Raw genomic sequence first — 21715 nt, forward strand, 5'->3', positions numbered from 1 at the left:
GCTGAGCATGGGAATGGGGCCGGCCTGGCGCCACATGCGGACGGACCGCGAGGCGGCCAAGGCGCGCATCGACCCGCGCACGCTCCGGCGCGTGCTCACCTTCGCAGGCCCCCACAGGGGCACGATCGCGGTGTTCCTGGCCGTCACCGTCCTCGACGCGGCGCTCGTCGTGGTCAACCCGCTGCTGGTGCAGCGGATCATCGACGACGGCATCGCCGAGGGCGACGGCCGGCTCATCACGCTGCTGGCGCTCGGCATGGCGCTCACCGCGCTCGTCGGCGCCGTGCTCGGCGTCCTCGGCGGCTGGCTCTCCGCACGGATCGGCGAGGGCCTGATCTACGACCTGCGCACGCGGGTCTTCGGGCACGTCCAGCGGCAGTCGCTGGCGTTCTTCACCCGCACCCAGACCGGCGCGCTCGTCTCCCGCCTGAACAACGACGTGATCGGCGCGCAGCGCGCCTTCACCTCCACCCTGTCCGGGACCGTCTCCAGCACCATCTCGGTCGTGGTCGTCGGCATCGCGATGTTCGCGCTGAGCTGGCAGGTGACGCTGCTGTGCCTGGCGCTGTTCCCGCTGCTCTTCCTCTCCTCCCGGCTGGTGAGCTCGCGCATCGCCCGGCTGACCCGGGAGCAGATGGACGGCAACGCCGACATGGGCAACGTGATGACCGAGCGCTTCAACGTGGGCGGCGCCATGCTGCTCAAGCTGTTCGGCCGCCGGGACGAGGAGGACGCCCACTTCGCCGGCCGTGCCCGCACGGTCCGCGACCTCGGCGTCCGGATCAGCCTGGTGACCCGCATCTTCGTGTCGACGATGCTGCTGGTCCCGGCCCTGGCGACGGCGGTCGTCTACGGCGTCGGCGGCCACCTGGTGCTCTCGGACGCCCTCACCGTCGGCACCGTCATCGCGCTCGGCACGCTGCTGGTGCGGCTCCTCGGGCCCCTGCAGAGCCTGTCCAACGTCCGCATCGACGTGATGACCGCGCTGGTCAGCTTCGAGCGTGTCTTCGAGGTGCTCGACCTGCCGTCGATGATCAGCGAGAAGCCGGACGCGTCGGACCTGCCGCCGACGGCGGCGAAGCTCGAGTTCGACCACGTCGCGTTCACCTACCCGCGCGCCGACGAGATCTCGCTCGCCTCGCTGGAGGCGGTCGCCCGCACTGAGAGCCGCGACACCGGCCAGGTGCTCAACGACATCTCCTTCACCGCCGAGCCGGGGCAGATGGTGGCGCTGGTCGGCCCGTCCGGGGCCGGCAAGACCACGGTGACCCACCTCGTCGCCCGGCTGTACGACGTCGAGTCCGGCGCCGTGCGGGTCGACGACCACGACGTCCGCGACGTCACGCTGCAGTCCCTCGAGGACACGGTCGGCTACGTCACCCAGGACGCGCACATGTTCCACGACACCATCCGCGCGAACCTGCTCTACGCGCGGCCCGGCGCCTCCGACGAGCAGGTCTGGTCGGCGCTGGAGGCGGCGCAGATCGCGACCCTCGTCCGCTCGCTGCCGGACGGTCTCGACACCGTCGTCGGCGACCGCGGCTACCGCCTCTCCGGAGGCGAGCGGCAGCGGCTCGCGATCGCCCGGCTGCTGCTCAAGGCGCCGTCCATCGTCGTGCTCGACGAGGCCACCGCCCACCTCGACAGCGAGTCCGAGGCCGCCGTGCAGCGCGCCCTCGACGCCGCGCTCGAGGGCCGCACGTCGCTGGTCATCGCGCACCGGCTCTCGACCGTCCGCGGCGCCGACCGGATCCTCGTGCTCGACGAGGGGCGGATCGTCCAGGCCGGCACCCACTCCGAGCTGCTCGCGCAGGTCGGGCTGTACGCCGACCTCTACCGCACGCAGTTCATCGAGGACGCGCCCGTCGCCTAGTCCTGCCGCCGGCGCCGGATCGTTGATCTGGGCGATGCGCCGGGCCACCGGGCCGGCACACGATCGAGGCATGAGCCAACCCCCACGCGCCAGCAAGGGGCGGAGCGCCCCACGCCCACAGCTCGAGGCCCTGGACAAGCTGATGATCGGCTTCGTCGCCGCCCTGTTCGGGCTGCTGCCTGCCACTCTCGTCGGGCTCTTCGGCGGCGACGTGGCCGTGGCCACGGCGGCCTACGTCGTCGGCTCGATCCTCTTCTACCTCGTCATCTGCGAGGGACTGAGCCGCCGACCCCGCTCGCGACGCCGTCACCCGTAGTCGCACCGGGCCGCGAGCCGCGTCCGGGGCGCTTGCGCCACTCGTCCCAGGCCAGGTAGCCGAAGCCGACGAGGGCGAGCAGGCCGAAGAACCACCACTGCAGGCCGTAGAAGAAGTGCGGGCCGCTGTCGAGCTCGGGGAGCTCGGCGGGGGCCAGCGGCTCGGCGGGCGCGGGGCTCTCCTCGCGCAGCTCGACGAAGCCGCCGTACACCTCCCGGTCGAGGGCCTCGCCGATCGCGTCGCTGGAGATGGCGCGGGTCGACTGGTCGGTGACGGAGGAGCTGTCCCCGGTGGCGTCCACGCGGACCCAGCCGGTGACGGTGACCTCGCCCTGCGGCGGGGCCGGCACGTCGTCGGGGTCGGCGGTGCCCCGGTTGTCCGTCGGCAGCCAGCCGCGGTCGACCAGCAGGGCGGTGCCGTCGGCGGTCACCAGCGGCACCACGACCTCGACGCCCGCGGCGCCGTCGCGGGTCCGGTAGCGGACGATGACGGTGTCCTCGACAGCGTAGGTGCCGGTCGCGGTGACGGTGCGCCACTCGTCCGAGGCGGCCACGTCGTCGCCGACGGGCATCAGCTCGCCCGGCGGCACGGGCGGCGCCTGCTCGTTGCGCTCGATGAGGGCGTTGCGGTCCTGCCGCTCCTCGAGGCGGTCGAACTGCCACTGCCCGAGCACCCACGCCAGGTAGGCGAGCAGCCCGACGACGAGGGCGAAGAGCACCCAGCGCCGGCTGAGCAGGAACCGCAGGGAACTCACCCCCGAAATCTATCGGGCGGCCCGAACCGCCCGGCCCGCCGGTGGTCGCTCGGCTTCCTGCTCCGTGGCGCCTAGACTCGCGAACGTGACGACGCACACGCTCGAGGACCGCTACGGCCGGGTCGCGACGGACCTCCGGGTCTCGCTGACCGACCGCTGCAACCTGCGGTGCTCCTACTGCATGCCCGCCGAGGGTCTCGACTGGCTGCCCGGCGAGGACGTGCTCACCGACGACGAGGTCGTCCGGCTGATGGGGATCGGCGTCCGGCTGCTCGGCATCCGCGAGGTCCGCTTCACGGGAGGCGAGCCGCTGGTCCGCCGAGGGCTCGTGGACATCGTGCGCCGCACGAAGGAGATCGACCCGTCGGTCGAGCTGTCGCTCACCACCAACGCCCTGGGGCTCGCCCGCACCGCCGGCGCGCTGCGCGAGGTGGGCCTCGACCGGGTCAACGTCAGCCTCGACACCGTGCGTCCCGACACGTTCCTGGAGATCACCCGACGCGACCGGTTCCACGACGTGGTCGCGGGGCTCGAGGCGGCTCGCGAGGCGGGCCTGACGCCCGTGAAGATCAACGCCGTGCTACTGCGCGGCGTCAACGACGACCAGGCTCCGGAGCTGCTGCGGTGGGCCCTCGCGGAGGGTTACGACCTGCGGTTCATCGAGCAGATGCCGCTCGACGCCCAGCACGGCTGGAGCCGCACGGCGATGGTGACCGCCGACGAGATCTTCGACCACCTCCGGCGCGAGTTCGAGCTGACCCCGGTGTCCGAGCCGCGCGGCAGCGCGCCGGCCGAGCTCTTCCACGTCGACGGCGGCCCGGGGACGGTGGGTGTCATCGCGTCGGTCACCCGGCCCTTCTGCGGCGACTGCGACCGGGTGCGGCTCACCGCCGACGGGCAGGTCCGCAACTGCCTGTTCGCTCGCGAGGAGTCCGACCTGCGGGCGGCACTGCGCGGCGGGGCCGACGACGAGGACCTCGCCGAGCGCTGGGTCGCGGCGATGCGCGGCAAGCGCGCGGGGCACGGCATCGACGACCCGGCGTTCCTGCAGCCGGAGCGGCCGATGTCGGCGATCGGCGGCTGATCGTGACCGGGTCTAGGCGTCCGGCCGCTCGTCGACGGGGACGACGTCCCTGAGGAACCCGCGGGCGCCCAGGAAGTCGCCGAGCGTGCTGCGGTGCTCGTCGCACGCGAGCCAGGTCTTGCGCCGGTCGGGCGTGTGCAGCCGCGGGTTGTTCCACAGCAGGGCCCACGCGGCGTCCGCCGTGCACCCCTTGGCGGAGCAGGACAGCAGCTCGGCCGGCTCGTCGGAGGCGTCACTCACCGGGACAGGCTCTCAGGTCCGTTGGGGGCGCCGGGCAGCGGCCGGCACGTGCCCAGGATGTGACAGTGCCGGACGACCACGCGGACCGTCCGGCACTGCTTGGGCTGGAACGGGGGAGACCCAGCCCGAAGGGGGATTCTTGGCCAACGGCCGTCGGACGTCAACCGGTGGACTGGCCCGGTCCGCGTACGGATTCCGTGCCGGACGTGAGCTGCGGCCGCTGGGTCAGGTCGTCCTGGAGCGCGAAGTCGTCGGACTTCGACGCCACCGCGTTGGCCATCACCACGGCGATGTAGGGCAGCACGATGGCACCTGCCACGAGAACCCATCGGAACCAGCCGGGACCCACGAGGATCGCGCCGACGAAGCAGATCGTGCGCAGCGACATCGAGTAGAGGTAGCGCCGCTGCCGGGCCTTGAGGTCGGCCTGCGGGCTCGTCGCGGCCGTCGTGATGCGTACCGCGTCGGAGGATGCTCGCTTGTCCCTGCCCATGCTTCGAGCGTACGTGGCTACGATCCGGGTTCAACGTGGTGTGCGTCGCGCGCACCGGATCGTCGAGAGGAACCCATGTCGAACCGCACCTACCGCGTCACCGAGATCGTCGGCACGTCCCCCGAGGGCGTGGACCAGGCGATCCGCAACGGCATCGACCGGGCCAGCCGCACGCTGCGCCACCTCGACTGGTTCGAGGTCACCCAGATCCGCGGCCAGGTCAAGGACGGCGGCGTCGAGCACTTCCAGGTCGGCATGAAGATCGGCTTCCGGCTCGAGGACGAGTGAGTCCTTTTCGGATACCCCGCGGTAATCGCTAGCGTCGCGTGACGTGAGCCAGACCACGGGAACCGACCCCGACCAGCCCGACAAGCAGTCCGAGCCGAGGTCCGTCCTCGTCACGGGCGGCAACCGTGGCATCGGCCGTGCCATCGCCGAGGCGTACCTCGCCGCCGGCGACAAGGTCGCGGTGACCACCCGCAGCGGCGGCGCCCCGGTGGGCGCGCTCGACATCCGCTGCGACGTCACGGACCCGGCCGCGGTCGAGGCGGCGTTCGCCGCCGTCGAGAAGGAGCACGGGCCGGTCGAGGTGCTCGTCGCCAACGCCGGCATCACCGCCGACACGCTGCTGCTGCGGATGTCCGAGGACGACTGGTCGTCGGTCCTCGAGACCAACCTGACCGGCTCCTTCCGGCTCGCCAAGCGCGCCGCCAAGGGGATGCTCCGGCTGCGGCGCGGCCGGATCGTCTTCATCTCCTCCGTCGTCGGCCTGCTGGGCTCTGCCGGCCAGGTCAACTACGCCGCCTCCAAGGCCGGGCTCGTGGGCATGGCCCGATCCCTGGCGCGGGAGCTCGGGTCACGCTCGATCACCGCCAACGTCGTCGCGCCCGGCTTCATCGACACCGACATGACCGCGGTGCTCACCGACGACCAGAAGGACGCCATCAAGGGCCAGGTGCCGCTGGGCCGCTACGGCTCGACGGACGAGGTCGCGCAGACCGTGCTCTGGCTGACCGGCCCCGGCGCCTCCTACGTCACCGGTGCGGTCATCCCGGTCGACGGCGGACTCGGCATGGGTCACTGACCCACCGACGGCACAGGTCACTGAGCGAAGGAACGGGAGACGGACATGGGAATCCTCGACGGCAAGCGCATCCTGGTCGCCGGAGTCACGATGGACACCTCCATCGGCTTCGCCACCGCCAAGGTTGCCCAGGAGCAGGGCGCCACGGTGCTCATCTCCAACTTCGGGCGCGCGCTCGGCATCACCAGGCGGATCGCCAAGCGGCTGCCGACCGAGCCACCGGTCCTCGAGCTCGACGTCACCGATGACGACCACCTCGCCGGGCTGGCCGACGCGGTCCGCGAGCACGTCGACGGCCTCGACGGGGTCGTCCACTCGATCGCCTACGGCAACCCCGAGACGCTGCTCGGCGGCAAGTTCCTGGACGGCCCGTGGCCCGACGTGGCCCAGGCGGTGCAGGTCTCGGCGTACTCGCTGAAGTCGCTCGCGACGGCCTGCAAGCCGCTGATGTCCGAGGGCGGCTCGGTCGTCGGGCTGACCTTCGACGCGACGGTGGCCTGGCCGGCGTACGACTGGATGGGCGTCGCCAAGGCGGGGCTGGAGTCGTGCGCGCGCTACCTCGCCCGCGACCTCGGCCCCGACGGGATCCGGGTCAACCTCGTCTCCGCCGGGCCGCTCAAGACGCTGGCTGCCAAGGCGATCCCCGGCTTCGAGGAGCTCGAGTCCATGTGGAGCGACCGCGCCCCGCTCGGCTGGGACGAGACGGATCACACGCCCACGGCGCGTGCGGTGTGCGCGCTGCTGTCGGACTTCTTCCCGGCGACCACCGGCGAGATCGTCCACGTCGACGGCGGCTTCCACGCGATGGGCGCCTGAGCGAGCGGCCTGGGGGGTCACCCCTCGTCGGACAACCGCAGCAGCGCGTCGAGCAGGTCCGTCGTGCAGTCGTATGTGCCCGGCACCCGGCTCTCCCGGGGACCCGCCACGTTGAGCACCAGCCCGTCCCGCAGCCAGTCGAGCACGGCCTCCGGGTCGGTGCCGTCGGTCATCAGGTGGGGACGCCCCAGGCGGACCGCCTCGTCGCGGGTGTACGCCGTGCCGCCGGTCAGCGCGTGGCCGGGTGGGACGAGCAGCAGCGTCGCGTCGCTGTCGCGGACGTTCCAGGAGGTGCGCACGGCGTACTCGGCCGTGGGGGTGGCCCGGAGCCCGGGGTAGTCGTCGAGCAGGCCGGGCGGGTCCGGCCGGTCCTCGGCGAGGCCGCCCGCGGGGCACCAGCCGCCGTGGGGCACCCCGTGGCGGACCGCCCAGTCCAGGGCGGCCCGGTCGGCTCCGGTCTGGCCGCCGGACACGAGACGGGAGGGCGGGAAGCGTCCGCTCACGGCTTCGAGGCTAACGCCCCCGGCGAGCTCCGGTCCGGCCCCGATAACGTGTCCCGGTGACGTCCCTCGTCGAGCTCCGCGTCCTCGAAGGCCCCAACCTGTACTTCCCGCGTGCAGCCATCAAGCTCACGCTCGACGTCAGCCCGCTCGTGAACGCCTCGGAGGAGACATCCCTGCGCCTCGCGCGCCGGATCGGTCTGAAGAACGCCCGCCCGGGGCCGAGCGAGTCCGGCTTCCGGCAGCGCTTCGCGGCCCGGGCGGTGGCAAAGCTCGTCCGTGCCGTCGCGCTGGAGTCGGGCACGGTGCGGCTCGCAGTCCGGGTGCGGCCGACGCCCGACCCGCACCGGCTCGTCGTCGCCTACCCGTGGCGCCACCGCAACCGGGCCCAGGAGATGGGGCGCGCCGTCGCGGACGTGCTCGACGCCGTGCCCGGGGCCGACGTCGAGGCGGCCGTGGGGCGCGCCGCCGAGCGGGTCATGGCTGCCGAGGACGGGGAGGGGCCGCGCACGCTCGTCCCCCGGGTCCCGGTGGTCGCGGTGACGGGGACGAACGGCAAGACCACGACCTCGCGGATGATCGCGCACCTCGCCCGGACGAGCGGGCTGCTCGCCGGCTGGTCGAACACCGACGGCATCTACATCGACGGCACGCTGGTCGAGGCGGGCGACTACTCCGGGCCCAGCGGGGCCGGTCGGGTGCTCGCCCACCCGGAGGTCCAGCTCGCCGTCACCGAGACCGCACGCGGCGGGATCCTGCTCAAGGGCATCGGCCTCACCCGCAACGACGTCTCCGTCGTCACCAACGTCTCGGCAGACCACCTCGGCCTCCACGGCATCGACACCGTCGACCAGCTGGCCGAGGTGAAGTCGGTGGTCGCCCGGATCACCCGCAAGAGCGGGTGGTCGGTGCTCAACGCCGACGACCCCCGCGTGCTCGCCATGCGGGCGGCGATCAAGGCCCAACCGTGGGTGTTCTCCCGCGACCCCGACTCCCCGGCGATCCGCGAGGTCCTCAGCACGGGTGGCCGGGCGACCACCGTGATCGACGGCTGGGTGTCGGTGCTGCGTCCCGACGCCGACCCCGACCCCCTGGTGCCGCTGGTCGACGTGCCGATGACCCTGGCCGGGCTCTCCCGCTTCAACGTCGAGAACACCCTCGCGGCCGCCTCCGCCGGGTTGGCCGTCGGGCTGCCGCGCGAGGCCGTGGTCGAGGGGCTGCGCACCTTCCGGCCGGACGCCGAGCACAACCCGGGCAGGATGAACGTCTTCAGCCTCGGCGAGGTGTCGGTGGTCGTCGACCTCGCCCACAACGAGGCCGGCCTCGAGGCCCTGCTGGAGATCATGAACGGCATCCGGCCACAGGGGGGCCGGCTGCTGCTCGCCCTCGGCGTCGTCGGCGACCGCCAGGACGAGCTCATCGAGAAGCTCGGCGAGATCGGGGCGCGCGACAGCGACCTGATGGTCGCCGCCCACAAGGGCCGCTACCTGCGTGGCCGCAGCATGGAGGAGCTCGACGGGCTGATCCGGGCCGGAGCGGCCCGGGTGGGCGTCGAGGAGGTGCCGTCGTACCCCACCGAGGTCGAGGGCCTCGCCGCCGTGGTGGAGCAGGCCGAGCCGGGCGACGTGGCGGCGCTGATGTGCCACGAGGACCGCGAGGGCGTCTACCGCTGGATCGCCGACCACGGGGGCACGCCGGACACGCCCGAGACGCTGCGGGACAAGGTGCTCCGCGCGCAGCCGTAGGCTGGGTGGATGCCAACGCTCCCGCGTGACGGCTGGGCCCTCCACTACGAGGAGCGGGGTGCCGGTGCGCCACTGCTGGGGATCCACGGCAGCCCGGGCTCGGCCGCCTTCTGGGAGGACGCCGCCCGAGAGCTCGCGTCGAGGGCCCGCACGATCGTCTACGACCGCCGCGGCTACCACCGCAGCGGGCCGGACCGTCCTGCGCTTGTGGACCTCGACGACGCCGTCGACGACGCCGTCGCGCTGCTGGAGCACCTCGACGCCGCGCCGGCGGTCGTGATGGGGCGCAGCACGGGCGGGCTGGTCGCGCTGGCGCTCGCCGTGCGTCGCCCGGACCTGGTGCGCGCGCTGGTGCTGCTCGAGCCGGCGGTCTTCGCCCTCGACCGGCACGCCCAGCGCTGGGCAGACGGGCTGCGGAAGGCCCTGCTGGCCGCCGGCGACCAGCCCGACCCGGTCCAGGCCTCGCGCGCCGTGCTGGACCTCGTGCTCGGGCCCGGCACCTGGGCGGGGCTCGACCGTGTGTCGCGGGAGGTCTACGAGAACGCCGGCGCAGTGCTGCTGGCCGAGGTCCGCGGGCAGGGCCTGGACCTCTCCGCGGAGCCGTTCGCCCCGACGGCCGAGGAGCTCGCCGGGGTGGACCTGCCGGTGCTCGTGGTGACGGCGGCGGCCTCCTCGGAGACCGCCCGGGCCGTCGACGACCGGCTCGCGGACCTGCTGCCCGACGTCCGGCACGTCGTCGTGCCGGACGGCCGGGTGATCCACCCGGCCCACGCGACGGTCCGGGAGTTCCTCGGCGAGGTGCTGCCCGCCACGGAGCGGTAGTGGGTCAGGACTCCGGTGAGGACGGGGCGTAGTCCGGGTCCGCGGCCGGTGCGTCGGCGCTGGCGCCCGACCCGGCCTGGGCCTGGTGCGACCAGCCCTCGAGCTCGGTCATCACCGCCGAGTGCTGGTCGACGCAGACCACCACCAGGTCGCCCCGGTTGGCGCGGCTCATCGCGTGGCGGACCGCCTCGATCTCCTCGAGCACGGTCTCGACCTGCTTGCACCGCGCGCCCTCACCCATCGCCTTCTGCACGCCCTCGACGACCAGCGCCGCGACGTCGCCGCGCTCCCGGCCCCTCAGCTGGACGTCCTCGCGGACGATGACCACGTCGAAGTGCTGGGCGGCCACCTCACCGAGCTCGCGGGCGTCCTCGTCACGACGGTCGCCGGCGGTCGACACGATGCCGATGCGGGACGGCCGGGCGAGGTCGTGCGAGGAGGACATCGAGTCGCCCATGCGGTCGACGAAGTCGCCCAGCATCCGCATGCCCGGTGCGTTGTGGCAGTAGTCGACGATGACGCTGATGCCGTCGACGTCGACCTGGTTGAGCCGGCCGGGGGAGAGGTAGTAGCTGGTGGAGAAGGTGCGCAGGCCCTGCCGGATGTCGTGCAGCGGCGCACCCGCGGCGAAGGCCGCGGCGGCGGCGGCGAGCGCGTTCTGGACGTTCATCCGCGCCTTGCCGCCGAAGGTCGCCGGGAGCAGGTGGGTCCAGGCGAGCTGCATCTCGCGCGGACCGTGCTTGACCACGATCATCTCGCCGCGCTCCGAGGAGTTCAGCACGAGCGCCTTGCCGCCGCGGCGGCAGTGCGCCTCGATCATGTCGCGCACCTCGGAGCCGGGCGGCTCCATGGAGAACCACACCACCTGGCCGGAGCAGCGGCGCCGCATCTCGCGGACCAGCGGGTCGTCGGCGTTCAGGACGGCGTGGCCGTCGCGGGGGACGGCCTCGACGATGACGGCCTTGACGTCGGCGAGCTGCTCGACGGTGTCGATGCCGCGCAGCCCGAGGTGGTCGGGCTGCACGTTGAGCACGACCGCGACGTCGTTGCGCTCGTAGCCGAGGCCCTCGCGCAGTATGCCGCCGCGTGCCACCTCGAAGACGGCGAAGTCGACTCGGGGGTTCTGCAGCACCATCCGGGCGGAGCGCGGACCGGAGGCGTCGGCGCGGATCAGCAGCCGCTCGTCGATCACGACGCCGTCCGTCGAGGTCATCCCGACCTTGCGGCCCATCCCCTTGAAGACGTGGGAGATCATCCGCGACGTCGTGGTCTTGCCGTTGGTGCCGGTCACCGCGACGATCGGGATCCGTGACGGGGCGCCCGGCGGGAAGAGCATGTCGATCACCGGCTTGGCGATGAACTGCGGCTCGCCGATGGTCGGGTGGGTGTGCATCCGGAAGCCGGGCGCGGCGTTGACCTCGCAGATCGCGCCGCCGGTCTCGCGGACGGGCTCGGTGATGTCCGGGCAGATGAAGTCGATGCCGGCGATGTCGAGTCCGATCATCTGGGCCGCCTCCTCGGCGATCTCGACGTTCTCCGGGTGCGCCTCGTAGGTGCGGTCGATGGAGATGCCGCCCGTGGACATGTTGCCCGTCAGGGTCAGCTTCACCATCTCGCCGGCCGGCGGCACGGAGTCGAGGTCGTAGCCCTGGGCGGCCAGCAGCTCCTCGGCCGCGGCGTCGACCTTGATCCGGGTCAGCACCTTCTCGTGACCGACACCGCGGCGCGGGTCCGCGTTGGTGAGGTCCACGAGCTGGCGGACCGTGGAGGTGCCGTCACCGACGACGTGGGCCGGCACCCGCTCGGCGATCGCGGCCATCTTCCCGTCGATGATCAGGCACCGGTAGTCCTTGCCGGTGATGAACGACTCGACGATCACCGTGCCGCGGCGCGACTGCTCCTGGGCCACGGGGAACGCCTCGCGCACCGCGTCCTCGTCGCGCAGGTCGAGGCAGACGCCCCGGCCGTGGTTGCCGTCGAGTGGCTTGACGACGACCGGGAATCCGATCCGTCGGGCGACGGCGACGGCCTGGTCGACGGTGCGCACCGACTCCTGCTTCGGCACCGGCAGGCCGGCCGCGCTGAGCAGCCGGGTCGTCAGGTCCTTGTCGGAGGCGACGTCGACCGCGATGGAGGAGGTCTCCGACGTCATCGTGGCGCGGATCCGCTTGGCGTGGACGCCCTGCCCGAGCTGGACGAGGGAGTACTTGTTGAGCCGCAGCCACGGGATGTCGCGCGAGACCGCCTCGTCGACCAGCGCCTGGGTGGACGGGCCGAACGCCGTCCGCTCGGCGCGCAGGATGAAGGCCTCGAGCTCCTTCTCCCAGTCGAACTCGGGGTCGGCCTGCACGAGGTGGTTGACCAGCCGCACCGCCAGCCGCCCGGCCGCCAGGCCGACCTGCTCGTCGATGTAGCCGTAGATGACGTTGTAGACGCCGGTCGTCCCCTTGACCTGCCGCGTCTTGCCCCGGCGTACGTCGTGCCCGACGACCTGCTGGAGCGCGAGGGCGCAGTGCTCGGCGACGTGGCCCAGCCAGGTGCCCTCGTGGAGCCGCTCCACGAAGCCGCCGCGGCGGCCGCGCGAGCAGGAGTGCTCGCGCAGTCCGGGCAGCGCCTGGAGGAGGTGGTCGGTGAAGCCGGGCAGCGTGTTGGTGGGGTGCTGCTCGAGGACGCCGAGGTCCACGACGAGGTGGATGGCCTTGTCGTAGGACCAGACGTTCGGTCCCCGGTAGACCCTCGTCTCGACGATCGACAGGTCGGGGGTCGGTCGTTCGGTCATCGGGAGGCTCCGTCCTCGTCGGGGGTGGGGGACTGTGGGCGTCGGGAGCGCGCCAGCCTGCGTCGCAGGGCCGACGGCGAGGCGTCGGCGGCCGCGATGTCGCGGGCCAGCTGGCGCAGGTCGCGGCCGGCCTCGGCGATCTCGGCCGCCTCCGCGGGGTCGACGGTGGCGGGCTGGGGGACCAGGGTGCGGGTGGTGAGGTCGAAGGTGCTGCCATGGGGGAGGACGTGCAGCACCACCCCGCTGGCCAGCAGCGGCGAGGAGCGCTTCGCCTCGTAGGCGTTGGTGACGATCCGGGCCGGGTCGAAGATCGCGACCGCGCCCCGGCCGACGACCCGGAGGAGCTCGTGGCCGTCCACGTGCTCGACCACCGCGGCCGTGTCCTCGTCGACGCCGATGCCGAGCAGGGACGGCGACTGGCTCACGATCATCAGCAGCCGGCCGTAGCGGTTGCGCTGGTCGAAGTGCTGGTCGATCACCGCGGACTGCAGCAGCCCGAGGCCGGCCGCCACCTGCGTCATGCGCTGCTTGGGCGTCGAGCCCGGGCCACCGAACGCCACCATGTGCGACGACTGGATGCTGGCCCCGGCGGAGGTGCCGCCGACGACCACGCCGCGCTCGTGGGCCTCCACGAGGGCGTCGCCGAACGGGGTGCCGCAGATGACAGCGGAGAGCTTCAGCTGGTTGCCGCCGGTCATGAAGATGCCGGTGGCCTTGCCGAGCTGCTCGACGAGGTCGGGGTCGTGGGCGTCCTCGCGGCTCTCCGGCCGCACCGAGACCACCTCGGCGGCGCCCAGCTTGCGGAACAGCGCGTCGTACACCTCGACGACCTCGGGACCGAGGGACGACGCCGTCGCGATGACCGCGATCCGGGACTCCTCGCCGCCGGCCGCCGCGACGAACTCCCGCAGGATGGTGCGCTTGCCGAGCTTGTCCTCGGCGCCGCCGATGATCATGAGGGGTCCGGGCATGACAGGGAGGCTATCGGCTGCCAGAGTGGGCCCGTGCAGCAGCAGCAGCGACGGACGCGCCACCTCGTGGTGGTCCGGCACAGCAAGGCCGAGCAGGACGGCCCCACCGACTTCGAGCGACGGCTCACCGACCGCGGGCACGACGACGCGGCCGCCGCCGGCCGCTGGCTGGCGGCCCGCGGCATCAGTCCGGACCACGCCCTGGTCTCGGCGGCGTCGCGTGCCGTCGGGACCTGGGAGTCGCTCGCCCGGGGCGCCGGCTGGGACGTCGAGGCGGACCTCGACCGCGGCCTCTACGCCGCTTCGCCGGAGACCGCTCTCGACCTGGTGCGGCTGACCCCCGACGAGGCCACGACCCTCGTGGTCGTCGGGCACAACCCGACCGTCGCCACGCTCGCCAGCCTGCTCGACGACGGTGACGGCGACGCCGGCGCGTCGGCGGAGATGATGGCGGGCTACCCCACGAGCGGGATCGCGGTGTTCGCCTACGAGGGCAGCTGGGGCGACCTCGCGGAGGGCACGGCGCGGCTCGAGGCCTTCCACGTCGGACGCGGCTGAGCCGCGGCCGGACCCGGCCCGGTCAGCCGAGCGGCGGCGCGGGGGTGACGATGCCGGCCTCGGCGTCGGCGGCCTCGATCTCCTCCCGGGAGATCCCGAGGAGGTACATGATCGCGTCGAGGTAGGGGACGTTCACCGCGGTGTCCGCGGCGTCGCGGACCACCGGCTTGGCGTTGTAGGCGATCCCGAGGCCGGCGGCGCTGAGCATGTCGAGGTCGTTGGCGCCGTCGCCGATGGCGATGACCGAGGCCACCGGGACGCCCACCTCGGCGGCGAACTGGCGCAGCGCTGCCGCCTTGCCGGCGCGGTCGACGACGTCGCCCACGATGCGGCCGGTGAGCTTCCCGTCGACGACCTCGAGCTCGTTGGCGCGCGAGAAGTGGATGCCGAGCTCGTAGGCGAGCCGGTCGGTGATCTGGCTGAACCCGCCGGAGACGATGGCGAAGCGGTAGCCGAGGCGGCGCAGCACGCGGACCATGGTGCGCGCGCCCGGCGCGAGCTGGAGGTCGTCGTGGACCCGGTCGAGAGCGCTCGCGTCGAGGCCCTCGAGCAGCGCGACCCGGGCCCGCAGCGACTCCTCGAAGTCGAGCTCGCCGCGCATGGCCCGCTCGGTGATCTCCGCGACCTCGGCCTCGTGCCCCGCGTGGGCGGCGAGCATCTCGATGACCTCGCCCTGGACCAGCGTCGAGTCGACGTCCATGACGATGAGCCGCATCCCGCGTCGCATCAGGTTGGCGGGCTGCACCGCCACGTCGATGCCCTGCTTCGCGGCCTCGAGGGCGAGCAGCGCGCGCAGCTTGTCGGGGTCGGCGCCGGAGACGTGGAGGTCGATGGCGGTGACGGGGTAGCGCGCCATCCGCTCGATGCGGTCGATGTTGGCGCCGCTGTCGGCGATCCGGCCGGCCACCGCCGCCATGGCGGCCGCGCGCAGCGGCGTACCGATGACGGTGACGTGGGCGCGCCCCTCGCGACGCGGCTTGTTGTCGCCGACCCCGCGCTCGGTCTCGACGGTCATGTCGAGCTCCTGCGCCGTGCGCTCGACGGCGTCGCGCAGCCGCTTCCAGTCGCGGGGGAGCGTGACCAGGACACCGAGCACGAGCCGGCCGCGGAGCAGGATCTGCTCGATGTCGAGGACCTCGACGCCGGCGCGGGACAGGGTGTCGAAGACGGTGGAGGTGACGCCCGGCCGGTCCCTCCCGGTGAGGGTGATCAGCAGGGTCTGCGGGGCGTCCCCGTGGGTGGCGTCGCTGTGCTCCATGGCGGGCACGAGGCTAGCGGCCCGGAGGCCTCCCGCCTCACTCCGGCCATCAGTCGGGCCTCACTCCGGCCATCAGTCGGGCCTCACTCCGGCCAGACCTCGGGCGAGCAGGCGGCCACCACCGCGTGCCGGCCGGCCGTCGCGAGCGGCTGCAGCGCGTCCCGCCGCCGCTGCATCTCGTGCGCCGACACGGCGCCGCCGTCGTCCTCGAGGGCCAGGTCGACGATCGTGATCGCCTGCAGCCCGCGACCGGCGAGGTCGAGGCAGCGGGCCGGGGTGCCGGGCGGCGCGGCTACCGGTCGCGGGTGGCGCAGGTCCATGAGCTCGTCGGCCACCTCCGGCCGCCACCGGGCGACGTCGAGGGCGGCGAGAGCGTCGGCGGTGTCGAGGAGCGCCCGACGCAGCGCGCGGTCCGCCTCGCCGACGTCGGGCAGCGGCCGCCGGTCGGCGGGCAGCACCTGCCACACGACCGCCGCGCCCACCCGCTGCGGGACCAGGCCGAGCCCCGTGCCGGTCGCGACCACGGCCTGGCCGGCCTCGAGGGCGGCGCTGTTGAACTCCCGCGGCCCGCCGAGGCCGACCGGGTCGCCGGGCGTCGGCACGGCACAGCCGAGCGCGCTCGCACCGGCGGCGCGCAACGCGGCCAGCCCCGCCAGCAGCGTGGTGGTGCCCTCCCCGTCCGGTGCCGGCATCCCGGCGACGGCGTGGGTCGCGTCGCCGCCGATCACCGCGTCGAGCAGGTCGTCGGGCGCCGCGTGACCGCGGAGCCACGCGGTGCCCCACCACGCGAGCACGGCGGAGACGGGGAGGTCGGAGGTCACGGCGAACGACGATACGCAGGGTGCCCTAGGGTTGCCGTCATGTCCGCCGTGCTCGAGTTCGCCGACGTCACCGTCCGGCGGGGCAGGGCCACCCTCCTCGACCGGGTCAGCTGGACCGTCCACGCCGACGAGCGGTGGGTGGTGCTGGGCCCCAACGGTGCCGGCAAGACCACCCTGCTGCAGGTCGCGTCCGCCCAGATCCACCCCAGCTCCGGCGTCGCCGGCATCCTCGACGAGGTGCTCGGGACCGTCGATGTCTTCGACCTCCGCCCGCGGATCGGGATCACCAGCGCCGCGCTGACCGACCGCATCCCGCGCAGCGAGCGGGTCCACGACGTCGTCGTGTCGGCGTCGTACGGCGTGGTGGGGCGCTGGCGCGAGACCTACGACCACCTCGACCACGACCGGGCGCGCGACCTGCTCGTCGAGGTCGGCATCGCGCACCTCGAGGACCGCACGTTCGGCACCCTCAGCGAAGGGGAGCGGAAGCGGGTGCAGATCGCCCGGGCGCTGATGACCGACCCGGAGCTGCTGCTGCTCGACGAGCCGGCCGCCGGGCTCGACCTCGGTGGCCGCGAGGACCTCGTGTCGACGATGTCGGTGCTGGCCACCGACCCGGACTCGCCGGCGACCGTGCTGGTCTCCCACCACGTCGAGGAGATCCCGCCCGGGTTCACCCACGCGCTCCTGCTCCGTCAGGGGCAGGTCGTGGCTGCCGGACCCGTCGACGAGGTGGTCACCGAGCCCCACCTCTCGGCGACCTTCGGGATGCCGCTGCAGGTGACCCGGGAGGACGGCCGCTTCGCGGCGCGCCGCCGCACCAGACGGCAGGCGACCTCACCGGTCAGCGGCTAGGGTCACTGCATGGAGTGGTTCCAGGAGCACGCGTGGCAGGCGTGGCTGGGGCTCGGTATCGCGCTCGGCGCGGCCGAGATGCTCGGCCTCGACCTGATCCTGCTGATGCTCGCCATCGGAACGCTGGCCGGCGTGGTCACCGCCCTGCTCGGCGCCCCGGTCGCGGTTCAGCTCCTCGCCGTCGCGGGCGCGTCGGCGGCGATGCTGGCCCTGGTCCGTCCCAACCTCGTCAGGCGCATGCACAACGGCCCCGAGCTCCAGCTCGGCCACGGCAAGCTCGTGGGCCGGCAGGGGATCGTGACCGAGTCCATCAGCGCCGTCACACCCGGCCAGGTGCGGCTCGGCGGCGAGATCTGGTCGGCGCAGCCGTTCGACGAGACGCTGACCATCGATGCGGGGGAGACCGTCGAGGTCCTGGAGATCCGGGGCGCCACGGCGTACGTCCATCCGCTTCCCAAGCTGGAGCCGTGACGTCTACGCCGTGTTCTCGGCACTGAGAGGAGCCTGACCGTGGAATTCCTACTGGTCCTGATGGCCCTGCTGTTCCTGTTCGTGGTGGTCCTCCTCGCGAAGACCATCCGGATCGTCCCGCAGGCCCGCGCCGGCATCGTCGAGCGCTTCGGCAAGTACAAGGGCACCCTGCCCGCCGGACTCAACGTGGTCGTCCCCTTCATCGACCGGGTGCGCTACATGATCGACCTGCGCGAGCAGGTGGTCTCGTTCCCGCCGCAGCCGGTGATCACCGAGGACAACCTGGTCGTCTCCATCGACACGGTCATCTACTTCCAGGTCACCGACCCGGTGTCGGCGACCTACGAGATCGCCAACTACATCCAGGCGGTCGAGCAGCTCACCATGACCACGCTGCGCAACATCGTCGGCGGCATGGACCTCGAGGAGACGCTCACCAGCCGCGACGCGATCAACAGCCGGCTGCGCGGCGTCCTCGACGAGGCGACCGGCAAGTGGGGCATCCGCGTCAACCGCGTCGAGCTCAAGGGGATCGACCCGCCGCCGTCGATCAAGGACTCGATGGAGAAGCAGATGCGCGCCGACCGCGACAAGCGGGCCGCCATCCTCGCCGCCGAGGGCCAGCGGCAGTCCGCGATCCTCACGGCCGAGGGCGCCAAGCAGTCCGCGATCCTCAACGCCGAGGGTGACCGCGAGTCGCAGATCCTGCGGGCCCAGGCCGACCGCGAGGCCGCGATCCTCCGCGCGCAGGGTGAGGGCCAGGCCATCCAGACGGTCTTCCAGGCCATCCACGACGGGCAGCCCGACCAGTCGCTGCTCGCCTACCAGTACCTCCAGATGATGCCGAAGATCGCCGAGGGCGACGCCAACAAGGTGTGGATCGTCCCCAGCGAGATCGGCAAGGCGCTCGAGGGCCTCGGTTCCACCATGAACAACCTGCAGGGCATCCCGCAGGACGCGGAGCCTCGGAAGCGGGTCGACATGGGCCCGAGCGAGCCGCAGCTCGAGCGCGGCGCCCAGGAGGACGCCGAGCTGCGCAGCACCAGCGAGGCGGTCGAGGCCGCGATCGCGGAGGCCGCGACCGCCGCCAACCCGGGGGCCGGCAAGTCCGCCGACGTGCCGGAGGGTGACTCCGGGTCGAGCGGGGAGGCTCCCACCGGTCCGTGACCGGGCTGGAGATCGCCGCGGTCCTGCTGGCCGGGGTCGCGGCCGGGACCATCAACACGGTCGTGGGGTCGGGAACGCTGATCACGTTCCCGACCCTGCTGGCGTTCGGCGTGCCGCCGGTGACGGCCAACGTCTCCAACACGATCGGCCTGGTGCCGGGCAGCCTGTCCGGGGCGATCGGTTACCGACGCGAGCTCGTCGGGCAGCGGGAGCGGCTGCGGCGGCTGGCCCCCGCCTCCGTGCTCGGCGGCGTCGCCGGCGCGCTGCTGCTGCTGGTGCTGCCTGCCGCCGCCTTCGGGGCGATCGTGCCGGTGCTCATCGCGCTCGGGGTCACGCTCGTGGTGCTCGGCCCGGCAATCGGCCGTCGGGTCGCGGCCCGGCACGCCGCCCGCGGGGGACTGCCCGACCATGGTGCCCCCTGGGTATGGCCGGCCGTCTTCGGCACCGGCGTCTACGGCGGCTACTTCGGAGCGGCCCAGGGGGTGCTGCTGGTCGCCGTGCTCGGCATCGGCATCGACGACGACCTGCAGCGCCACAACGCCACCAAGAACGTGCTGGCGCTGCTCGTCAACACCGTCTCCGCGCTGGTCTTCGTGCTCGTCGCCGACGTCGACTGGGCCGCGGCCGGACTCATCGCGCTCGGCTCGGTCGTGGGCGGGCAGATCGGCGCCGGCGTCGGACGGCGGCTCCCCGCGGTCGTGCTCCGCGGCGTGATCGTCGTCGTGGGCGTGGTCGCCCTCGTCAACCTGCTCCGCTGACCTGCCGCCCGGGTGGTTCAGCCGCGCTTGAGCACGTAGGTGCCGCCCGCGAACTGGTCGTGGTAGCCCTGGCGCCGGTTCGGGTCGTTGTTGATCGACACCGCGATCAGGATCACGACCGCGAGGGACGCCAGGGGTCCGACGACCCAGCCGACGAACGGGATGATCGTGATCAGCTGGATCGCGTAGAACGCGTTGCGGCGGACCGCCTGCTCCATCGTGGGCAGGGAGCCGTCGGGGCCGTGCACCTCGAGCTTCATCAGCATCTTGCCGAGGGTCTGGCCACGCGTGGACTCCAAGTAGGCGAAGTAGCCGATCGCGACCGCGACGAACGAGATCGACAGGAAGAGGCTGTAGAGGAAGATCTCGCCGGTCGAGTAGACCAGGCCGCGCCGGAAGATCGGCGAGAAGATCGCGGACAGGATCGAGTAGGCGATCCCGAGGAGCACGCCGTCGATGAGTCGGGCCAGGAACCTGTCCAGCAGCTCGCCCGGATGGCCGCTGACAGCCTCTCCGCTCTGCTGGGGATGGGTGGGCATGTCGGTCACGGGAGGCCTCCTCGTGTCGGTTCACCTCCACGTTAGGAGCGCCGCGCCCGGGTCCGCATGGCCCATTCGGGTGGTCTGCTACCCGTCACCCACGCTGATCGGCTGCGACTCGACGTACGACTCGACCCAGCGGCCCATCTCGTCGTAGACGCGCTTGCGGACGTCCGGGAGCGACAGGACCACGTCGTGCCGGGCGTCCTGGATGGCGACGCTGGTGACGTGGCGGCCGAGCGAGGTCGCCCACCGGCGGATCTGCCGGACGTCGAGGACGATGTCGTGGCGGTGGACGTCGTCGCCCATCTCGACCGGTTGGGCGCTGCCCAGCGACGACATCACCAGCGCCGGGCAGCCGACGTCGAGGCCGCGGTGCAGCCGGGCGTGGCCGTGCCGGATCGCGCGCAGCCAGCCGGCGTAGACCGGCCACGACTCGACCGGCTTCCACGCCAGGTCGAACTCCCACTCGCCCTCGTGGTCGCGGTGGAGGCTGCGGGTGTAGAAGCCGGTCACCTCGCGCTTGATCTCGCGCAGCGGCTGCCGGGCGCCGAGCCCCTTCACCACCGCCATGCCGACAGTGCGGACCAGCATCGAGCCGTGCATGTCGAACCACGGCGAGTTGAGCACCAGGCCGGCGGCGGCGGGCTTCCGGGCGTCCGCCCACAGCGAGATCGTCAGCCCGCCCGTGGAGTGGGCGCTCAGCACCACGTGGTCGTGGCCGTCGCGCTCGGTGACCCGCTGCCAGGCGGCGTCGAGGTCGGGCCAGTACTCCGCGAGGTCCGTCACGAAGTTGGGCGTCTGGTGCGGCCGCAGCGACCGGCCGTACTTGCGCAGGTCGACGGCGTAGAAGTCGTAGCCTCGGGCGTTCCACCACTCGGCGTACTCGGTCTGGAAGAAGTAGTCGGCGAAGCCGTGCACGTGCAGGACCGCCCGGCGGGTGGGGGAGTCGGCGGGCCGCTTCACCAGCGTCGCCACCACGGGTCCCTCGCGGTCCGGCGGGAAGGCGATCGTCTCCGCGGTGTACGGCGCGCCCAGCACGTCCGTGGGCGGGGCCGGGTAGGTCATGCCTGAACCCTAGGGCCTCTCGTCAGGGCCGCTCGTAGGAGGCGGCCGCGCGCACCAGCCCGGCGAGCAGACCCACGTCCTCGGCGGTCTCCGGGTGCCACTGGACGGCGACGCAGAACCGCTCGCCGGTCGCCTCCATGGCCTCGAGCGTCCCGTCGGCGGCGTGCGCCGCCGGCAGGTAGCCCGGGTGCGAGGCGACCGACTGGTGGTGGTGGCAGGAGACGCGTAGTGCGTCCCCCAGCAGCCCGGCCACCCGGGTGCCGCCCACCGTGGTCACGTCGATGTCGCCGAACGTGTCGCCGCCGGGGCTGTGCTGCTCGTGCCCGACGAGGTCCGGCGTGTGCTGGTCGAGCTTGCCGCCGGCGTGGACGGCCATCAGCTGCATGCCGCGGCAGACCCCGAGCACCGGCAGCGCCGCCGCCTCGGCCGCGTCGAGGAGCGCGAGCTCCCACGCGTCGCGGTCGGGGCGCCAGCCGGCGGTCCGCTCGTGCGGCGCCGCGCCGTACCGCTCCGGGTCGACGTCGGCGCCGCCGCTGATGACCAGTCCGTCCAGCCGCGCCACCACGGCGTCCGCCGCCCCGGGCTGGGTGACGGGCGGCAGCAGCACGGGGATGCCCCCGGTGGCCTCGACGGCGGCGGCGTACTGCGCGGGCAGCACGTCGGCGCGCTGGTGCCAGACGCCCCACGCGGCGTCCTCGCGGTAGGTGGTCAGCCCGATGAGTGGTGCGGTCACGAACCGGCCC

Annotated in this window: 24 protein-coding genes; 13 read left to right on the forward strand and 11 right to left on the reverse strand. The window is 72.9% G+C overall.

Annotated features, from left to right (window positions below):
• The first annotated feature begins 7 nt into the window (after nucleotides 1-7).
• Together ACFP2E_RS01115 and ACFP2E_RS01120 are read left to right on the forward strand one after the other, a co-directional pair.
• The gene (locus tag ACFP2E_RS01115; protein ID WP_378522000.1) at nucleotides 8-1873 is read left to right on the forward strand and encodes an ABC transporter ATP-binding protein; all 1866 of its coding nucleotides are present in this window, start codon (nucleotides 8-10) and stop codon (nucleotides 1871-1873) included.
• Between the two features lie 70 nt (nucleotides 1874-1943).
• Nucleotides 1944-2189: a hypothetical protein gene (locus tag ACFP2E_RS01120; protein ID WP_378521787.1), complete on the forward strand. Its 246-nt coding sequence runs from the start codon at nucleotides 1944-1946 to the stop codon at nucleotides 2187-2189.
• Here the strand turns inward: ACFP2E_RS01120 and ACFP2E_RS01125 are convergent.
• On the reverse strand, nucleotides 2137-2943 hold the full coding sequence (locus ACFP2E_RS01125) for an SURF1 family protein (protein ID WP_378521788.1): 807 nt from the start codon (nucleotides 2941-2943) through the stop codon (nucleotides 2137-2139). The genes ACFP2E_RS01120 and ACFP2E_RS01125 overlap by 53 nt on opposite strands.
• Nucleotides 2944-3028: 85 nt before the next feature.
• On the opposite strand from ACFP2E_RS01125, the gene moaA reads away from it, so the two are divergent.
• On the forward strand, nucleotides 3029-4027 hold the full coding sequence (gene moaA / locus ACFP2E_RS01130; protein ID WP_378521789.1) for a GTP 3',8-cyclase MoaA: 999 nt from the start codon (nucleotides 3029-3031) through the stop codon (nucleotides 4025-4027).
• A 12-nt stretch (nucleotides 4028-4039) separates the two neighbouring features.
• Here moaA and ACFP2E_RS01135 read toward each other — a convergent pair whose 3' ends face one another.
• Nucleotides 4040-4267, reverse strand: a complete 228-nt coding sequence (locus ACFP2E_RS01135; RefSeq protein ID WP_378521790.1) for a hypothetical protein — start codon at nucleotides 4265-4267, stop codon at nucleotides 4040-4042.
• Between the two features lie 160 nt (nucleotides 4268-4427).
• Nucleotides 4428-4760 carry a DUF3099 domain-containing protein gene (locus tag ACFP2E_RS01140; protein ID WP_378521791.1) on the reverse strand — a complete coding sequence of 111 codons (333 nt, stop codon included), beginning with the start codon at nucleotides 4758-4760 and terminating at the stop codon, nucleotides 4428-4430.
• Nucleotides 4761-4835: 75 nt separating this feature from the next.
• Here ACFP2E_RS01140 and ACFP2E_RS01145 point away from each other — a divergent pair, with 75 nt between their 5' ends.
• Genes ACFP2E_RS01145 through fabI form a run of 3 tightly spaced genes read left to right on the forward strand, consistent with a single transcriptional unit; the run spans nucleotide 4836 to nucleotide 6660 of the window.
• On the forward strand, nucleotides 4836-5048 hold the full coding sequence (locus tag ACFP2E_RS01145) for a dodecin (RefSeq protein ID WP_378521792.1): 213 nt from the start codon (nucleotides 4836-4838) through the stop codon (nucleotides 5046-5048).
• A gap of 43 nt (nucleotides 5049-5091) precedes the next feature.
• Entirely contained in the window at nucleotides 5092-5844 is a 753-nt protein-coding gene (fabG, locus tag ACFP2E_RS01150) for a 3-oxoacyl-ACP reductase FabG (protein ID WP_378521793.1), read from the forward strand.
• Nucleotides 5845-5889: 45 nt separating this feature from the next.
• Nucleotides 5890-6660, forward strand: coding sequence for an enoyl-ACP reductase FabI (gene fabI, locus ACFP2E_RS01155; RefSeq protein ID WP_378521794.1), 771 nt, complete (start codon nucleotides 5890-5892; stop codon nucleotides 6658-6660).
• A 17-nt stretch (nucleotides 6661-6677) separates the two neighbouring features.
• On the opposite strand, the gene ACFP2E_RS01160 is transcribed toward fabI, so the two are convergent.
• On the reverse strand, nucleotides 6678-7163 hold the full coding sequence (locus tag ACFP2E_RS01160; protein ID WP_378521795.1) for a putative molybdenum carrier protein: 486 nt from the start codon (nucleotides 7161-7163) through the stop codon (nucleotides 6678-6680).
• 56 nt (nucleotides 7164-7219) lie between these two features.
• Here ACFP2E_RS01160 and ACFP2E_RS01165 point away from each other — a divergent pair, with 56 nt between their 5' ends.
• Entirely contained in the window at nucleotides 7220-8905 is a 1686-nt protein-coding gene (locus ACFP2E_RS01165; RefSeq protein WP_378521796.1) for a Mur ligase family protein, read from the forward strand.
• A gap of 9 nt (nucleotides 8906-8914) precedes the next feature.
• On the forward strand, nucleotides 8915-9727 hold the full coding sequence (locus ACFP2E_RS01170) for an alpha/beta fold hydrolase (protein WP_378521797.1): 813 nt from the start codon (nucleotides 8915-8917) through the stop codon (nucleotides 9725-9727).
• Nucleotides 9728-9731: 4 nt separating this feature from the next.
• On the opposite strand, the gene cphA is transcribed toward ACFP2E_RS01170, so the two are convergent.
• Nucleotides 9732-12506, reverse strand: coding sequence for a cyanophycin synthetase (cphA, locus tag ACFP2E_RS01175; protein WP_378521798.1), 2775 nt, complete (start codon nucleotides 12504-12506; stop codon nucleotides 9732-9734).
• Nucleotides 12503-13477 (reverse strand): cyanophycinase, encoded by a 975-nt coding sequence (locus tag ACFP2E_RS01180; protein ID WP_378521799.1) that lies wholly within the window; start codon nucleotides 13475-13477, stop codon nucleotides 12503-12505. The genes cphA and ACFP2E_RS01180 overlap by 4 nt, the downstream gene beginning before the upstream one ends.
• Before the next feature lie 33 nt (nucleotides 13478-13510).
• Here ACFP2E_RS01180 and ACFP2E_RS01185 point away from each other — a divergent pair, with 33 nt between their 5' ends.
• Nucleotides 13511-14035 carry a SixA phosphatase family protein gene (locus ACFP2E_RS01185; protein ID WP_378521800.1) on the forward strand — a complete coding sequence of 175 codons (525 nt, stop codon included), beginning with the start codon at nucleotides 13511-13513 and terminating at the stop codon, nucleotides 14033-14035.
• Between the two features lie 22 nt (nucleotides 14036-14057).
• On the opposite strand, the gene serB is transcribed toward ACFP2E_RS01185, so the two are convergent.
• A complete protein-coding gene (serB, locus tag ACFP2E_RS01190) occupies nucleotides 14058-15293 on the reverse strand; it encodes a phosphoserine phosphatase SerB (protein WP_378521801.1) in 1236 nt (411 codons plus the stop codon).
• Nucleotides 15294-15376: 83 nt separating this feature from the next.
• Nucleotides 15377-16114, reverse strand: a complete 738-nt coding sequence (locus tag ACFP2E_RS01195) for a hypothetical protein (RefSeq protein WP_378521802.1) — start codon at nucleotides 16112-16114, stop codon at nucleotides 15377-15379.
• A gap of 39 nt (nucleotides 16115-16153) precedes the next feature.
• Between ACFP2E_RS01195 and ACFP2E_RS01200 the strand changes: the two genes are divergently transcribed.
• Genes ACFP2E_RS01200 through ACFP2E_RS01215 form a run of 4 tightly spaced genes read left to right on the forward strand, consistent with a single transcriptional unit; the run spans nucleotide 16154 to nucleotide 19365 of the window.
• Nucleotides 16154-16969, forward strand: a complete 816-nt coding sequence (locus tag ACFP2E_RS01200; RefSeq protein ID WP_378521803.1) for an ABC transporter ATP-binding protein — start codon at nucleotides 16154-16156, stop codon at nucleotides 16967-16969.
• A gap of 9 nt (nucleotides 16970-16978) precedes the next feature.
• Nucleotides 16979-17440, forward strand: coding sequence for an NfeD family protein (locus ACFP2E_RS01205; protein WP_378521804.1), 462 nt, complete (start codon nucleotides 16979-16981; stop codon nucleotides 17438-17440).
• 60 nt (nucleotides 17441-17500) lie between these two features.
• Complete coding sequence (locus tag ACFP2E_RS01210; RefSeq protein ID WP_378522001.1) at nucleotides 17501-18607, forward strand: SPFH domain-containing protein; 1107 nt, start codon at nucleotides 17501-17503, stop codon at nucleotides 18605-18607.
• Nucleotides 18604-19365 (forward strand): sulfite exporter TauE/SafE family protein, encoded by a 762-nt coding sequence (locus ACFP2E_RS01215; RefSeq protein WP_378521805.1) that lies wholly within the window; start codon nucleotides 18604-18606, stop codon nucleotides 19363-19365. The genes ACFP2E_RS01210 and ACFP2E_RS01215 overlap by 4 nt, the downstream gene beginning before the upstream one ends.
• 17 nt (nucleotides 19366-19382) lie before the next feature.
• On the opposite strand, the gene ACFP2E_RS01220 is transcribed toward ACFP2E_RS01215, so the two are convergent.
• The 3 genes from ACFP2E_RS01220 to ACFP2E_RS01230 form a co-directional block, all read right to left on the reverse strand.
• Entirely contained in the window at nucleotides 19383-19904 is a 522-nt protein-coding gene (locus ACFP2E_RS01220; protein WP_378522002.1) for an RDD family protein, read from the reverse strand.
• A gap of 87 nt (nucleotides 19905-19991) precedes the next feature.
• Nucleotides 19992-20972 carry an alpha/beta hydrolase gene (locus ACFP2E_RS01225; protein WP_378521806.1) on the reverse strand — a complete coding sequence of 327 codons (981 nt, stop codon included), beginning with the start codon at nucleotides 20970-20972 and terminating at the stop codon, nucleotides 19992-19994.
• Nucleotides 20973-20994: 22 nt separating this feature from the next.
• Nucleotides 20995-21705, reverse strand: coding sequence for a gamma-glutamyl-gamma-aminobutyrate hydrolase family protein (locus tag ACFP2E_RS01230; protein WP_378521807.1), 711 nt, complete (start codon nucleotides 21703-21705; stop codon nucleotides 20995-20997).
• Between the last annotated feature and the right edge of the window lie 10 nt (nucleotides 21706-21715).

Origin of the sequence: Nocardioides sp. GCM10027114 (assembly GCF_042659625.1) — a bacterium.
In the GTDB taxonomy this organism is placed as follows: Bacteria; Actinomycetota; Actinomycetes; order Propionibacteriales; family Nocardioidaceae; genus Nocardioides.

Excerpts from the sequence above, each read along its gene's own strand:
- serB (WP_378521801.1), bottom strand. The coding sequence starts at position 15,293 with ATGGAGCACAGCGACGCCACCCACGGGGACGCCCCGCAGACCCTGCTG.
- fabI (WP_378521794.1), top strand. The coding sequence starts at position 5,890 with ATGGGAATCCTCGACGGCAAGCGCATCCTGGTCGCCGGAGTCACGATG.
- ACFP2E_RS01200 (WP_378521803.1), top strand. The coding sequence starts at position 16,154 with ATGTCCGCCGTGCTCGAGTTCGCCGACGTCACCGTCCGGCGGGGCAGG.
- cphA (WP_378521798.1), bottom strand. The coding sequence starts at position 12,506 with ATGACCGAACGACCGACCCCCGACCTGTCGATCGTCGAGACGAGGGTC.
- ACFP2E_RS01115 (WP_378522000.1), top strand. The coding sequence starts at position 8 with ATGGGAATGGGGCCGGCCTGGCGCCACATGCGGACGGACCGCGAGGCG.
- ACFP2E_RS01180 (WP_378521799.1), bottom strand. The coding sequence starts at position 13,477 with ATGCCCGGACCCCTCATGATCATCGGCGGCGCCGAGGACAAGCTCGGC.
- ACFP2E_RS01120 (WP_378521787.1), top strand. The coding sequence starts at position 1,944 with ATGAGCCAACCCCCACGCGCCAGCAAGGGGCGGAGCGCCCCACGCCCA.
- ACFP2E_RS01170 (WP_378521797.1), top strand. The coding sequence starts at position 8,915 with ATGCCAACGCTCCCGCGTGACGGCTGGGCCCTCCACTACGAGGAGCGG.
- ACFP2E_RS01145 (WP_378521792.1), top strand. The coding sequence starts at position 4,836 with ATGTCGAACCGCACCTACCGCGTCACCGAGATCGTCGGCACGTCCCCC.
- ACFP2E_RS01225 (WP_378521806.1), bottom strand. The coding sequence starts at position 20,972 with ATGACCTACCCGGCCCCGCCCACGGACGTGCTGGGCGCGCCGTACACC.
- ACFP2E_RS01210 (WP_378522001.1), top strand. The coding sequence starts at position 17,501 with ATGGCCCTGCTGTTCCTGTTCGTGGTGGTCCTCCTCGCGAAGACCATC.
- ACFP2E_RS01220 (WP_378522002.1), bottom strand. The coding sequence starts at position 19,904 with ATGCCCACCCATCCCCAGCAGAGCGGAGAGGCTGTCAGCGGCCATCCG.
- ACFP2E_RS01140 (WP_378521791.1), bottom strand. The coding sequence starts at position 4,760 with ATGGGCAGGGACAAGCGAGCATCCTCCGACGCGGTACGCATCACGACG.
- ACFP2E_RS01205 (WP_378521804.1), top strand. The coding sequence starts at position 16,979 with ATGGAGTGGTTCCAGGAGCACGCGTGGCAGGCGTGGCTGGGGCTCGGT.